The organism is Chitinophaga sp., from assembly GCF_039596155.1.
Taxonomy (GTDB): Bacteria; Bacteroidota; Bacteroidia; order Chitinophagales; family Chitinophagaceae; genus Chitinophaga.
In genome coordinates this window covers 59,917-74,785 of the sequence record NZ_JBCNKF010000027.1, presented here as the reverse complement: position 1 = coordinate 74,785, position 14,869 = coordinate 59,917, and the positions used below count along the sequence as shown (strand labels likewise).

Genomic DNA, 14,869 nt, shown 5'->3' with positions numbered 1-14,869 from the left:
TGCTTCATGCATTCCTTTCTGGAGATCTGAAAACTCAGTCACTCAACTTTACAGTCCTCATCTCCAACCAACCATGTACGCGGTTCTACAACCCACTCCAGCTGCTTCATGCATTCCTTTCAGGAGATCTGAAAACTCGGTCACTCAACTTTACAGCCCTCATCTCCAACCAACCATGTACGCGGTTCTACAATCCACTCCAGCTGCTTCATGCATTCCTTTCAGGAGATCTGAAAACTCAGTCATTCAACTTTACAGCCCTGGTCTCCAACCAACCATGTACGCAGTTCTACAGCCCACTCCAGCTGCTTCATGCATTCCTTTCAGGAGATCTGAAAACTCAGCCGTTCGGAAAGTCTGAGATCAACACCTGCCTTACTTCTATATCCAGCTCGCCACGTTGCAAAATAGGACAGGTCTGCGCCATCGCTGCCGCCTGCTCCAGGTTCTCTGCATGGATCATAATATACCCGCTAATGCCCTCCTTCGCCTCAATGAACGGACCGTCTGATACAATTTCGTCTTTCGTGACATACCTGCCCTGCGGCCATAAAGGCTCTCCGCCTACAAACTTATCACCCAGACTATCTACCCAGTCCATCATTTCCTTTACACCGTGGTCCCTGTCTTTATCTGTGAATTCTTTTAATTTCTTCAGGTCTTCCCTGACGAGGAGCATGAATTTTTCCATAACTGAACAGTACTTTTAAATATAAGATAACAAAGGGAAACAATACATATTGAAATCAGCCCCCAGCGAAGCCAGGCAGCTACTGTAAATGAAATACCTATGCCGGTACCAAGCGCGATCCATGCTGCCAGGCACAGCGGACATTTAGGTATTAGAAACAGGATGATGCCGGGCAACAATATCCGGACAGGAACCAGCTTTTTACCTGCCACCCGCCGCTCAGTACCCGCCGGAGTATGCTTCCCTCCTGCCAGTCGCTGATCACGCCCGGCAGGCCCGCAACTGCACCCCATCAGTGACAGCATTTATGTTCACTCACCACCTCATATTTATCGTGATGCTTCACCCAGTCCTGCAAACCGTTGTCTTCATTCCGCCCTTTCGGCATCAGATCCAGGATCACATATGTACTTAACAACGATTCATTTCCCCTTGCATAAGATGAATATGTATGGAAGATCTGCCCATGCTCATCCTTATAAAAAACACTGATTCCCGGTAATTCCTCTCCACCGAACTGGCTTATCTCGTAATTGTAATATACAGTTTCCTGTTTTTTAAAAGATACATGGTAATCAAAATTAAAATTGTTCTGCCCGGACGATACCCATGGGAAATTCCAGCCCATCCGCTTCCTGAATGCCTCTATGTGCTCAATTGGCGCCCTGGATACTGCTACAAACGATACATCATGATGATTCAGATGGGGCAGGGTGCCGGGAATATGATCTGCCATAAAGGAACAGCCGATACAACCTTCCTTCCAGTCCGGCCCCATCATAAAATGCTGCAGCAATAGCTGACTGCGTCCCCCGAAAAGGTCAGCGAGGGTGACTTTTCCATGGGGGCCTTCAAATACATAGTTTTCCTCTACCTTTTCCCAGGGCAGGGCCTGGCGTTCCCTGGCCAGCTGGTCACCCAGGCGCGTATATTCCTTTTCTTTTACCAGAAAGGCTTTGCGGGCTTCGACCCATTCAGCATGCGATACGATACGATTTTCCATATTTTGTGGGTTTTGTTTTCTTAAAGACACAGGAAAATGGAAAATCCGGACAAAGGATTTAATTTTATTTTATGAAATCAGAAGGACAATATAGAAAAGACATTTATCCGGGGCTGGAAGTAGGGATTATTTTAAAGAAAGACCAGCGGAGTGGGAAGATCACTTATGGGATCGTAAAGGACCTGCTGACCTCAGCAGCCTTTCATTCCAGAGGGATCAAGGTGAGACTGGAAGATGGGCAGGTAGGACGGGTACAGGTGCTGGATACTGACCCTGACCTGGATTGATGGTAGAACCAATAATTATAAGACGGAGAACTGTGTCAATAAAACATCAGCCCTTCGATCATCCTCTTAAAGTAAAATGATCGAAGGGCTGATGTTATCTCTACAAGCAAATATTACAACTGCTTAAATATTTATCCGCAAAAAGGAAATGCTGTGTGCCGGGGCTGTATAACTCCCTCCTTTCAATACACGCTCCCCATGCACTACCACGTCCTGTCCAAACGTATTCTCCACTGCTGTTCCCGGCGCATTCAATACATACACTTTCCAATCACCACGCTTATTCAAAGCTATCTCAATATCCTCTTTCGGATCCCTGTTTACCACCGCCAGCGTCAACACCCCCTCCTTTGTAGTCGCGGACACATCCAGTGCCGGATTTCCTTCGAATGTGGGCCCTTCCACCTTCACTGCCACACTCCTGTCCCCGCACAACTGCCTGTACATGAGCATTGGATAATAAATTGTCTGCAAATACAGGCGCTCCTTATCCGTCATGATCGGTGCCAATACATTCACAGTCTGCGCCCATGTGGCCATCCCGATCACATCGGCATGCCGGTGAAAAATATTAAAGAACGTTGCTACCCCCAGCGCATGATTCCAGTTGTACTTTACTTCCAGTCCATAGTCGCCGGTTCCGCCTGACTCCCAGATCCCCCACTCATCCAGTGCTATCTTCACAGGTTTCTGCCGGCAGGGAAAACGGTACCACTTGTTAAAGTTTTCCACCTTCTCCGGCGTCAGTTCATGGATCAGCTTCGCCGTCTCCTCGATCCTTTTTTCCATAGCAGCAATAGAAGAGAACAATGATGCGGGTTTGCCCGGCTGTGTGCCCGCATACAAGTGCAGGGATATAAAATCACACACCGGGTGCATCTCCTGTAGGACTTTCCTGTTCCACTCATCAGTATCCCCCACCAGCACGAGCTTTATGCCCGGATCCTGCAACTTCATGAGCTTTGCAAAGTACCATGCTCTTTTAATATAGTCGCCAGGGTTCTGTAGCAAACCCGCGTCCTCTTTGGCGGCTTCTTCATTTCCAAGCCCCCAGTATTTCACCTGATAGGGTGCTGCATGTCCATTCGTTTTACGTAAGGTGGCGAAGTAGCTGTTGCCATTCGCATTACAATACTCCACCCAGTCTGACGCCTCCTCCGGGGTACCGGTATTCATATTCACCGTGAGGAAAGGCGCCGCGCCTATTTCAGCGCTATATTGCATAAATTCATCCGTACCGAAATGATTACTATCCTCACCGCCCCAGATCAGGTTGCGTCTCACCGGCCGCTTATCTACCGGGCCAACCCCATCTTTCCAGTGGTAGATTTTAGTCACTGTTCCACCGGGATAGCGCATCAGGGGCGTATTCAGTTGCTTCACGGCCGAGAGCACGTCCTGGCGAAAATGACCTGTTGATTCGTCAAAGATACCACCATAAATTGCCCTACCCAGGTGCTCTATGAACTGCCCATAGATCTCCGGTGCGACCATGCCTCTCACATCATTTACATCTACGCTGATACTGGCCTTCTCTTTCACAAATAACCCCTTCACCCCCGCTGGTATCATCATACCTGCCAGTACGCCACCGCCTGATTTTAAAAAACCCCGGCGGGAAAAACCTGTAACATTATTATCCATTACACTAAAATAATAATGCTTCCCGGATTTTCTTAGTGGTGCGTAATAAATAACGGGAACGCCAGTTGTTTGATCAGCTTATCTGCTTTACTCTCCTGGAAGAAACGGGACAAAATGCTTCTGCCATAAGCCCCCATTACCACCAGTGTATTCTTTTTCGGTGCCAGGTAAGAGAACAGCTCCACCTCAGGCTTACCGCTCACAATCACAAACTCTGTGTAGCTATAATGACGGCTCAGCCAGTCTGACACCTGCAATTGTTCATTCTCTTCGATTATCTGTCCGCTGTTTACCTCCAGCACAGTGGCTTTTACTTCGTCCAGCTCGGGCAGCAGGTACACCAGTTGTTTCATAGCAAAGAAAGCAGCCTCACTGCCATCATAACAGAACACGATTTCCTCGATCGGTGAAGGCTTGAACGGTGTAATCAGTACGGGACATTCAGCACCGGCGAGCAGGATCTTCAGCATATTGTCCGGCAATCCTTCCCTGGACTTATCATTAGAGAACACACTGTCTGTCACGATCAGGTCCACGAAACGGCTTTCTGCCAGCACCTCTTTTAAAGTAACGCGCTGATTGGAATACATGGTTGCATTGATTCCCTTTTTGCGGCAGGTTTCCTTGAAGAGGCCTATCTGTTGCTCCATCCGCTCGTGCGTACGATCGGGCAGGTCTTCGGCCAGTATACCTTCTACATAGCTATATCCATACATCTCCTTCAGCGCAGATGTTGTTTCACTGATCTTATCACACAGAAATACACCGACCAGCCTGGCTCTTGTAATACCTGACAGATAGCAGCCAAAAGCAATCGTATTTGCGAAGTTAGGGCCGTTCAGCACCAATAAAATCGTTTTCATATCACGCGTGTTTTATGTTTGTGAGCGATAATGCATTTTCGCGGGACAGCTTGAATTGTTCAATGGCTTCCCAATGCATGGTATTCAGAATATTTTCGCATTTGCACCAGCCTCTCCTGGCCAGTGTGACTCCCAGCTGCATATAGTCCACTTGTCGCATAATAGCGGCACAACTACCAATGGCCAGGTATACTTTTTTCTCCACAGCTCTTTTCACCCATTCATCACGCAGGTCCATGCGGCAGGGCTGTGCATTTATTTCCAGCGCAGTGCAGGTGGCCGCAGCTTTTTCGAACAACAGCTCCCAGTTCACAACAGATGGTTTCTTTCTGCCAATGATCCTGTTGGACGGATTACCGATGCAATGGACAAATGGATGCTCGCAGATTGTGAGCAGGCGTTGGGTCACTTCTTTGTCTGTATCTTTCAATACAACACCGCTTACCCAGTCAAACTGTTGCAGCAGGGAAGCAGGCAGTGCTGGTGTACCATCCTGTAAGATTTCTACTGTAAGTCCTTTTTTCAGGAAAGTCCAGCCAATCTGTTCGTTGATGCGGTCAATATTGCTGATCCATGCAGCCAGTCCTTTCCTGTCCTGCGTATCGCCGTGTGCAGCCGCTACAATGTACTCATACTGCGGAAAGGCATTCATGACATAATGTGCGGTTGTGGCGATGCTGTCGTGCAGGTGTTCATCTACATGCATGCGCAGGTCACCTTTGATCTGGTGATGTGCGAGCAGGTTGGGCAACATATGCCGGACAGCGCGGCGTATTTCTTTGCCGCTTTCCCGCAGTTCCGCAGGAATGAATGCAATATCCAGCTGTTGATAGATACCTTCTTCAGTCGCACCGGCTACATGGTTGCCCATGGTATCGAAGAGACCTTCCGGTGTGAGTGTAAATCCTTTTTGTTCGGCCAGATCGCTCAGGTGGAGCAGGTGCTCACGACTACCTGTATAATACAGCCAGCTTGCCCCGAAGGCGGTAGCACCGGCCATCCTGATGTCTAGTTGTGTATGATTGTAGAGTACTACACAGATGCGGTTCCTGCCAGAGAGCACAACGCTTTCTACGTGTGGCAACTGCACGATCTGTGTCGTTACCTGCTCGCGTTCCGGCTCGTCCACCTGCAATACGATATCCAGGTCGCCAATGGTTTCACAACCACGGCGCAGGCTACCGGCAATTTCTGCATGGTTAACGCCCCTGATGAGGCGTAATACACGCAGGATCTCATGTCCCTGCAGCATTGCATCCCACAGCAGCAGGCGGTTGGCAGTATTTTTATGTAATTTGAAACTACGTTTGAGTAAGTCGAGTTTTGCAGGACTGATCTCTCCTACATCATCCAGCCTGCCGTATTGCAGCGCAGTGATGAGTTGATCACGGGTTTGAATCCCGCAGGTTTCATGTAATAATTTTACGGTAGAAGGTCCGAAGCCCTTTATTTCCAGGAGGTCCAGGAGTTCGAAAGGAACTTTACTCTTAAAGCGCTGGTAATGCTGTATGGCACCGGCTTCCAGGTATTCTGTGATTTCACCTCTGATCACATCTGTCAGGCCAGCCACTTCCCGGAGACGGGTTCTGAATACTTCAATGTCAACAGGCAGTCTGCGCAGGCAGGTTGCTGCACGCTCATAGGCCTGTACCTGGTCGTAATGGTCCTTGCCCATATACCTGTAACAGGCTGCCATATGATGGAAGATATCCGCAATGGCGACATTATTTGGTGGCGAAGGCTGATATACGTCGGTGTGCATAACAAGGAGGGTTTATACACAAAGGTTCGCATATAAACGCCGCCCGGCAATGTCTATGGTCAAAGGTAAAAATGATAGTTGTCAGGAAGACGGAGGTTAGTTTTTTAACAGGGTTAGCCGAAAAACAATCCTGCTATTTCAACAAATATAACCGGATCAGTTCACCGCTATGAACTGATCCGGTCAATAAAATTAAAGGCCTTTATCATTTAAATTTTCAGGAGTTCAGCATTTTCCCGAAACGGATATACTCCGCTACGCTCCATGCCTGTGCGACCGTACCTCCGGCTGCATGCGGGGCATCTCCATGGTATACTTCCGGAATAGAGAACAGGCAGAGCTCTTCCAATGCACTATCTACATGACTGAATAATTCGTGTAACTCAGCTTTGCCTTCAGGACCGCCTGTTTTCAAAACGGCGGCCGCATAATGCCCCATTAACCAGGGCCACACCGTGCCCTGATGGTACGCGTGATCACGTTCCAGCTGGGTGCCGCCATAATGCCCGATATAATTGGGATCATGCGGGGATAGTGTACGCAATCCACGTGGTGTGAGCAGCTCGTTCTTTACAATTGACACTACCGCTTTTTGCTGTGCTTCGTTCAGTGGACTGTAAGGCAATGCCACGGCAAAGATCTGATTGGGTCTTACCGACCAGTCCTGCACGTCTTCGTGTACGACATCTGCCAGATATTGCCGGTTATCGTCCCAGAAACATTTTACGAAACCGGCCGCTATCATGGCGGGGAATCCGCTCCATTCTTCTACGAACACGGTATCTCCTGCAGCACGGGCTGCATGTACACAAAAAGAGACAGCGTTGTACCAGAGGGCATTGACTTCAACGGGCTTACCGGGTCTTTGGGTAATGGGAGTATCATTGATCACAGCATCCATCCATGTCAGTGCCTTGCCGGGATAGGCAGCACTGATTAATCCGTCCGGTTCCATGTGAATGTTGAATGCAGTGCCATACCTGTAATGATACAACACATCTTTCAGTACGTCCCGGAACAGGTTCCATGCAGCCGCTTCTCCTACCTCGTGAATGGCATATTGCTGGATGGCCCATACAAGCCACATAGAAGCATCAACAGTGGCATATTTGCTATCATCCCGGATATTGCCTGTATTGGGCAATAAACCGTCTTTAAGGAGCACGCGCAGCAATGCAATGATACTGGTAAATGCAGGGGCGTTGCCAGCTAAAAAAGTCAACCCGGGCAGTGAAATACAGGTATCCCTGCCCCAGCTGCCAAACCAGTAGTAACCGGCTTTGATACTTAATCCGCCGGAGGTATGAATAATAAACTGCGAAGCTGCCCTCAGTAAATGTTCCGTCGTTGTGTGGGGTACCGGTTTAGGTTCCCTGCATACCAACTGCTGTTTCTCAGCAATGGCACCGGAAAAGAGCACAGGCACACCAGGTTGCAGGGTTACTTCAAAGTATCCGGGGCCATACAGGTCTTCCTGGTATTCATATCCCCGTTCGCGTTCTACAGGATACTCCACGTTGTAATACCAATAACCAGCTTCCTTAAACACGGCATCTCCATTCATCTGCAAAAAGAGGGGTGAATACTGCGGATACAGCTGCATACGGATACCGCCATGAATGTAATGAACGGTCTTATCTGCCTGCTCATCCGCCCTGCGTACCCAGTGCATGTTCCTGAAAGCCAGCAAAGGATGCAGGTGCAGAGTAACCGGTGTTTCCCCTTTTGTGAGTGTATAACGGATAGTTAAACTTCCTTCATCATCCATCTGCAGTTCCTTGCTCACAACGATCTCACCTAATTCAAAAGTCCAGGAAGGTATGGGCAAGGGTGTAAAGGAGGCCATATACTGCGGGCCATCCGGTGCAAATACATTGGGGTATTTATGAATACTGAGGTCAAAGGTCTGGTCACCATTTATCACCGTCTCGTCCAATCCTGCCAGCAATACATGGTGGTCTTCATCGATCTGCGGCTGCAGGGCAACGACCAGCCCATGATACTTGCGGGTATTACAACCAGCAATCGTTCCTGCGGCATAATTCCCTTTTGCCGCTACTGTCAAAAACTCCTTACTATTCGAAAAAGCCAAATCGTTCAACTGAGAACGGTCATAGATCGTGCGCATGGTCTCCGTTTTTGTAAATAAAATCAGGCAATAGTAATTCCCTTATCGAGATAGACCTCCTGCACCTGGTGGATCAGTTCCACTCCTTCTGCAAAGGGTCTTTGAAAAGCTTTTCTTCCCATGATCAGTCCTGTTCCACCGGCTCTTTTATTAATAACCGCGGTCTTTATGGCGGCAGCAGTATCTGATTCTCCGGCAGATCCACCACCTGAATTGATCAATCCGATTTTCCCCATATAGCAATTCGCAACCTGAAAACGGCAGAGGTCTATCGGATGAGCAGTCGTGAGGGCTTCGTACATGGCATCATTGAACACGCCGAATTTAAGGTCTCTGAATCCATAATTGGTATCCGGTAATTTCTGTTTGATGATATCGGCCTGGATAGTCACCCCGATATGGTTGGCCTGACCTGTGAGATCGGCGGCAGTATGATAATCTCTTTCCGGTGTTTTAAAAGCAGCATTCCGGGTATAACACCAAAGGATGGTAGCCATGCCCAGTGCGTGTGCCTCTTCGAAGGCAGCAGCAATTTCCTGGATCTGACGGTCACTCTGCCCGGAGCCAAAGTAAATAGTCGCTCCTACAGCTGCTGCTCCCATATTCCAGGCTTCCTGTACACTACCAAAAAGCACCTGGTCATACTTGGTCGGGTAGGTAAGTAGCTCATTATGGTTCAGTTTTACGATATACGGAATTTTATGAGCGTACTTCCGCGCATGCAGTGCCAGGCCGCCAACGGTAGAAGCAACAGCATTGCAACCGGCTTCAATGGCCAGTTTCACAATATTTTCCGGATCAAAGTAAATCGGATTCTTATAAAATGAATAGGCAGCGCTATGTTCAATGCCCTGGTCAACAGGAAGGATACTCACATAACCGGTATTGGCAAGTCGTCCATGGCCGTAAATTCTCGCCAGACTATTCAGTACGGGAGCCGGGCGATTACTTTCCATGAAGAACTGCTGCCATTGGCCGGGGTGAGCAATATCCTGTGCGGTAATCTTTCCGCAAATATGCTCGAGTAATGAGGCGGCGTCTTCGCCCAGATAATTGGAGATCGATAACATGGTGTGGTTAATTATTACTGCCAAAATTGCACAATTACCATGCCCACAGGTTCAACACATGTAAGATGTACAATTGCAACCATAGATGGTACACCATTTATCAATATTAACAAAAATAAAAGACCGTCTCATTTTTGAGACGGTCTCCCTTTACAATCAAACTACTTATTTAAATCTTATAGTACGCTTTGCATTCCCTTTTCAGCCATGCCAATCATCTGTACGATTTCTTCTGCTTCTACATCATCATCTTCATCCAGGTCGCTCAGCGAGAAGCGGATGTTACCTTTACCGTCGATGATAAATTTGGAAGGCAGGCCATTTACTTCGAACAGTTTCGCTACGCGGCTGTCAGTAGTGCTTCTCAGGTCCATGAGGGCTCTGAAAGGATAGTTGTTTTCCATCATGTACTTAGCAGCTTCAGAAGTGGCCTTTTTAGGATCTCTTTCTGTTTCGAAGCTATGAACAAAGAGGAATACAACACTGGTGTCGTGTCTGAACTTGTTGAATACTTTCTGCATAACAGGGAAAGATTTCTTACAAGGTGTACACCAGGTGGACCAGAAGTCCAGCATTACCACTTTACCTTTAAAGCTGTTCAGGGAGACTTCACGACCTTTTACGTCAGTCAGTACGAAATCAGGCGCTGGTCTTTCCATCAGTTTGGATGCGATAGATTCCTTCATACGGCGTTTAGCAACAACGTTGGTAGAATCCACGAACACAGCGAAATCACTTTCATTACCGTAGTTGTCGAGGTAGATCTCTTTTGCTTCAGCTTTCAGCGCCACAGTTGCAGAAGACTTCAGCATAGCGTGTTTGATCAGCTCGAAAGCTTCTGCCTTCTTACCCATACCGGACAGTGCTATGATGTATGGCTCCTGTACACGGGTGAAGGAGTTAGGATCGTGCTGCTCATAGAGTGGTTTTACCAGTTCAAAAGCCTGCCTGTAATCACCTTTCTTATTCAGCACTTTTGCCTTGGCAATTGTATAATTGGTATAATTTGAAATAAACTCAGGGGTAAATGCCTGTGACTGACCTTGTTTCTGGATAAAATCCATGGTATCCATATTCGGCTTTAACAGTGCCAGCGCTTCATTAAACAAACCTGCTTCTGCCAGTCGCACAGCTGCATTCGTGGTCGCAGCATTTTTGTATCCTGTTGAGGTCATGGACTTGATCATCTCTTTCACTTTCAGCGCCTGCTGGGCATCCGCCATGCTGATAGCAATGGAATACCTGGCCTGATCGTACAGCGCGATATTGATACCGGTATCGCTGTTTGGATAGTCAGCACGTACTTTGTTAAAAGCAGAAATCTTTTTTGACAAATAGGTTTCTTCCAGTACACCACTGCTCAATTTTTCACCAATCGGATTGTTCAACAGAGACTGCGCATTTACCTGAAAAAACGCAGCACCAAGAAGGCCCATCAGGAATAAAACTTTCATCTTCATGAGTATTTATCTGTTTATATTAACATTCAATTTTTCAGGGCAATGAATGCCCTGCCCGTACCAGACGAGCCTATCGTTAGTTAATCAGTATACGTGAGTTTATAACAGACAGCTAAGCAGGTCCGCTTGCTGTTACTTTACCATCAGTCTGCACATCTCGTTCGTTTGGGAAAGCGATGCAAAGTTACAACCTCTTCTATTCAAAACAAGCAAAATAGTACTACTTCTTGTCAGCAAAATCACTGTTAACAAGCATCATATCCATTAAATATTAACCCAAATAGTTACTTTTCAATATATTATATTATTTGCATCAGCAACCAGTTATATTAAAAATTAACAAATATTAACAGATAATTGGTTATTCGATTTAGCAGATATGAGAAGTTAGTATCAGGGTGGGAAATAATAGTATATAAACTACCCTCCATTTTGCGTTGGGCGGTTGGAAGGGGAGCGTAATAATAATAAGTAATTGGAAATCTAGGTATTATTCAGCAGTTGATGCCTGAAAACGTGATTTTGGGTACTATTTTACCAGTTTAGACTGACGGGGATTTATTTAGCCCAACCGATGGTAAATGATCGCACGCTATAGCAACTTCTTGCCGGCTTCTTTTCGCCGGGCACAATGATACGCCAGGGGCCTTTGTCCGCCGGCAGCGGTTGGCCATCCACTTCATCGGCGAGTAGCACGACCTTGTCAGTAAAGACAGCATCCAGTTCTGCCAGAGAGAATACCACGGCATAACCGTCCGCACATTTCACCAGTAAATATTTAGAAAGGTGTTCTCCTCTTAATTGTGCGCCCGTGGTAACACCTGCCAGCTCCAGTATTCCGGCAACGGCCACCCCTTTATATATATGGTCTTTCCCGTCTTTGTCTTTGGATGTAACGGACGATCTTTTCATTTTTGCAAGATCTTCTTTTGTCAGGTTTAATTTTTGGGTCACTTCTCCGGTTACCTGAATAGATTGTGCTTTTAACTGCTGGAAGCAAAAAAATACAAAGAGGAAACAAATGGTTCTCATGTTTATCTATCGTTTAAGTAACTGCTGGTAGTCATCTGCCGTATCTATATCAAGCGCTCCCAGTGGAAAAGATACAATAGCGATGTCGCCTGTCGACTGCCGTAGTACCTGGCGTAGGCCATCCGGCCCCTGTAGTTCCTTCAATGCAGGAAAATATTGATTGCCAAAAAGCACAGGGGTACCGATTGTATTTTCATAGGTGGCTCCTACAATTCCTTTTCCGGTTACCTGCTGGTACTGTATCAGTTTCCTGAGCAAGGCGGCATTTACGAATGGTTGGTCGCAAACCATAATAATAACGCTGGAGAGTTCGGGATGCAGCAGGTGCATTTCTGAAATCCCGATACCTATAGAGGTACCCATTCCATCCTCCCAATGATCATTTTCCACTACTTCGATGGGGAGCTCACGCAGCGCTTCTTCCACCAGGTCTGCGTTGGCTCCGGTTACGACCATTACGGGTGTATCTACCGCAGCAATCGCTTCCTCACCCATATGCCGGATCAGGGTTCTGCCCTGATAGCGTAAAAGTTGTTTAGGCTGTCCCAGGCGGGATGAATTGCCCGCTCCCAGTATCAATACCCCATAAGTATTCATGATTAAATGTTTTATGTTATAGGGGAAAGGGTACACACAAGTTAAGAAAAAAAAATAGGAGACCATAATTGCCTCATCAGGGTTACAGCCTGCTGGCAAGCTGAAGGCTGATAGTCCAAATGCTGCGTATGATCTCCTAGTAAGGTTACCGTGAGTTTATAATAATGTCCTGCTAAGTATTAGTAATGCCCAGTTCAGAATAACTACTACTACATTTATAAATAAAGCGTTGTACTATTAGGAGCATAGTACATGCCAATTAAGATAACAAATTAATATTCATTGATTTATCTAGTGCTCCGCCTGCTCAATAAGTCCAGATTTGGGAAATTCTGTGTAAATAATGGAACGTGTATCATGCTCAAAATGAACGCTCAGTCTGTTAAATAGCTCATGTCTCCCTAATAAATATAACGCGTTTTAGGCAAAAACATTTTGGTTAGCGCTAAAAAATAATACTCATAAAAATAATTGTTACTCTCAGGAAACTTTCCTAGATTGAGTGTACTATACAATGCATTGTAACACCCAATTCATCAAAGATTTCAACCAAAAGAAGACCCTGTAATTTTCATTTATTAATTCTCATTACACAATCTCAAAACCCAAATCGAAACCGATGAAAAAACTAGCGTTTCTGATGCTTGTGCTAGCTGTAGGCACTACTATCGCTGTAGCCGTAAAAGCCGGCCAAACTAAAAGAGTTGCATATTGCCATTGTGAACCTGACCTGAAGTGTAATTCTACCGGCGCATGGGGCATTAAAACTCAGATCTGCCCCTGATCTGCTTCCCACACTCATTTAGCTGTTGTTTGAGAGGGTGTGATAAGCACCCTCTCTTTCCTTTTCAGTCTGGTCATAGAGAAAAGTTCGTTTGAACAAAAGACTGCTATCCGGGTCTTTTGCATGGACTACTTTGCTATGAGAAGCGGCCTGTTATTTACGTAACTGTAATCGGTTGCTTATACATTCACACCTTTGCTATGAAAAGAAATCTGATCATTTTATCCGCGCTTTTTTGCAGCGCGTTTATTATCATGTACATACTTGTCCGCGGTGCAGAACCTGATCGCATTGTTTCGGGTGTGAGCCGCCAGTATTCCCATTTCCAGCTTGAGACGCTGGATACGATTGCATTCCCGGGGAGGGTGAGTATTATGAGAGCAGCGGGTGATCATATTTATGGCTACGTATATAGCCAGAAAGCGGTGTTTAATTATGATACCCGTCTGCATCGAATGGATACCCTGTATAATGGTCCGATGCCTATTATTACCCGTATTGAAATTTCTCCTGACGCACAGACCTTTTACTTGTTCGACGATACGCAGGAACACATTACTGCTTACCAGCCAGCTACCCGGAAAACGGATAGTGTAAGCAGTGAAAACTTCCTGACAAGGGAAGGAACGCAATTGCATTATAGAGATAGTACGATAGCGGAGTTTACGCACTTTGATGATGGCGGGTTATCCGCCGACGGATTCTTTGTGAATGACAGCCGGTATCAGTTTTACATTCCATTCTATCATTCAGGCGTGGTGCGATATGATCTGGCCCAAAACAGGGTGACGTCGTTTCAAACCATTGACCAGTCTCCCCCGGTCAATATTGCCGTTCCCCAGGGGAATATTTACGCCCGTTCTCCCAAAGCGGTGATTGTGAATTCTACTGCCACTGCAGATGCCGATCGTTTATATGTATTATCCTATGTGCTATCGCAGGATGCGATTAAAAGTGGTTACAGGGGGCCTGCAGTAGATGTTTATAATATTGGCGACACACATTATGCGGGTAGTTTCAGGTTGCCGGGTTACCAGAATAAACCTGTTCTGCAACTGGCTAAATGTGGGGATACATTGATAGCGGTTTACGAACGGAACATCTTACGGTTTAAATTGAAACAGGTATGAAACGAGCATATCTCGTATTCCCGATTGTGGGTTTACTGAGTTTACTATTTATGTACGCGGCGGTGGTAAAAGCAATGGATTACGGGTTATTTTTAGCGGATATGAGTAAGTCTCCTTTGCTGGTGAAGTACGATAAAGAGATATTAGGACCAGGGGTACTGGGTGTGGAGTTTTTGATAGTGGCATTGCTGAGCTTTGCGGCCACCCGGAAGTCGGGGTTGTTTTTGTCCTTCTTTGTGATGTTGTTGTTCACTTTGTACCTAAGTACGCTATACTTTTTTTATACCAACATTCCCTGTTCCTGTGGTGGTATTTTAGGGAAGATGTCTTACCCGGCACATATTGCATTTAATGCGGTATTTACATTGCTGGCGGCAACGGGTGTATTGTTATATAAAACAAACAATGCAAAATGAAA

At 46.4% G+C, this 14,869-nt stretch carries 14 protein-coding genes; 4 read left to right on the top strand and 10 right to left on the bottom strand.

All coding sequences use genetic code 11. From position 1 onward, the window contains the following. Nucleotides 1-340: 340 nt before the first annotated feature. Nucleotides 341-691: a YciI family protein gene (locus ABDW33_RS23230; RefSeq protein ID WP_343692492.1), complete on the bottom strand. Its 351-nt coding sequence runs from the start codon at nt 689-691 to the stop codon at nt 341-343. 99 nt (nt 692-790) lie between these two features. Here ABDW33_RS23230 and ABDW33_RS23225 point away from each other — a divergent pair, with 99 nt between their 5' ends. Then, a complete protein-coding gene (locus ABDW33_RS23225) occupies nt 791-952 on the top strand; it encodes a hypothetical protein (protein ID WP_343692491.1) in 162 nt (53 codons plus the stop codon). 31 nt (nt 953-983) lie between these two features. Here ABDW33_RS23225 and ABDW33_RS23220 read toward each other — a convergent pair whose 3' ends face one another. After that, nucleotides 984-1,694 (bottom strand): thioredoxin family protein, encoded by a 711-nt coding sequence (locus ABDW33_RS23220; RefSeq protein ID WP_343692490.1) that lies wholly within the window; start codon nt 1,692-1,694, stop codon nt 984-986. Between the two features lie 71 nt (nt 1,695-1,765). Here ABDW33_RS23220 and ABDW33_RS23215 point away from each other — a divergent pair, with 71 nt between their 5' ends. Continuing rightward, nucleotides 1,766-1,981 (top strand): YwbE family protein, encoded by a 216-nt coding sequence (locus tag ABDW33_RS23215; protein WP_343692489.1) that lies wholly within the window; start codon nt 1,766-1,768, stop codon nt 1,979-1,981. A 123-nt stretch (nt 1,982-2,104) separates the two neighbouring features. Here ABDW33_RS23215 and ABDW33_RS23210 read toward each other — a convergent pair whose 3' ends face one another. The 8 genes from ABDW33_RS23210 to ABDW33_RS23175 all read right to left on the bottom strand — a co-directional run bounded on the left by ABDW33_RS23210 (nt 2,105) and on the right by ABDW33_RS23175 (nt 12,537). Next, nucleotides 2,105-3,625: an alpha-L-arabinofuranosidase C-terminal domain-containing protein gene (locus ABDW33_RS23210; RefSeq protein ID WP_343692488.1), complete on the bottom strand. Its 1,521-nt coding sequence runs from the start codon at nt 3,623-3,625 to the stop codon at nt 2,105-2,107. Between the two features lie 32 nt (nt 3,626-3,657). Further along, entirely contained in the window at nt 3,658-4,488 is an 831-nt protein-coding gene (locus ABDW33_RS23205) for a universal stress protein (RefSeq protein ID WP_343692487.1), read from the bottom strand. Between the two features lies 1 nt (nt 4,489). Further along, on the bottom strand, nt 4,490-6,250 hold the full coding sequence (locus tag ABDW33_RS23200; RefSeq protein WP_343692486.1) for a DNA polymerase III: 1,761 nt from the start codon (nt 6,248-6,250) through the stop codon (nt 4,490-4,492). Nucleotides 6,251-6,467: 217 nt separating this feature from the next. Further along, nucleotides 6,468-8,378, bottom strand: coding sequence for an amylo-alpha-1,6-glucosidase (locus ABDW33_RS23195; protein WP_343692485.1), 1,911 nt, complete (start codon nt 8,376-8,378; stop codon nt 6,468-6,470). A 23-nt stretch (nt 8,379-8,401) separates the two neighbouring features. Further along, nucleotides 8,402-9,448 (bottom strand): class I fructose-bisphosphate aldolase, encoded by a 1,047-nt coding sequence (locus ABDW33_RS23190; RefSeq protein WP_343692484.1) that lies wholly within the window; start codon nt 9,446-9,448, stop codon nt 8,402-8,404. A gap of 176 nt (nt 9,449-9,624) precedes the next feature. Next, nucleotides 9,625-10,902 carry a TlpA disulfide reductase family protein gene (locus tag ABDW33_RS23185; RefSeq protein ID WP_343692483.1) on the bottom strand — a complete coding sequence of 426 codons (1,278 nt, stop codon included), beginning with the start codon at nt 10,900-10,902 and terminating at the stop codon, nt 9,625-9,627. 564 nt (nt 10,903-11,466) lie between these two features. Next, a complete protein-coding gene (locus tag ABDW33_RS23180; RefSeq protein WP_343692482.1) occupies nt 11,467-11,940 on the bottom strand; it encodes a molybdopterin-dependent oxidoreductase in 474 nt (157 codons plus the stop codon). Nucleotides 11,941-11,946: 6 nt separating this feature from the next. Further along, complete coding sequence (locus ABDW33_RS23175) at nt 11,947-12,537, bottom strand: nucleotidyltransferase family protein (RefSeq protein ID WP_343692481.1); 591 nt, start codon at nt 12,535-12,537, stop codon at nt 11,947-11,949. Nucleotides 12,538-13,521: 984 nt separating this feature from the next. On the opposite strand from ABDW33_RS23175, the gene ABDW33_RS23170 reads away from it, so the two are divergent. Both ABDW33_RS23170 and ABDW33_RS23165 read left to right on the top strand, forming a co-directional pair. After that, entirely contained in the window at nt 13,522-14,451 is a 930-nt protein-coding gene (locus tag ABDW33_RS23170; protein WP_343692480.1) for a hypothetical protein, read from the top strand. Next, nucleotides 14,448-14,867 carry a MauE/DoxX family redox-associated membrane protein gene (locus ABDW33_RS23165; RefSeq protein WP_343692479.1) on the top strand — a complete coding sequence of 140 codons (420 nt, stop codon included), beginning with the start codon at nt 14,448-14,450 and terminating at the stop codon, nt 14,865-14,867. Before ABDW33_RS23170 ends, ABDW33_RS23165 begins: the two co-directional genes overlap by 4 nt. Nucleotides 14,868-14,869: the final 2 nt, after the last annotated feature.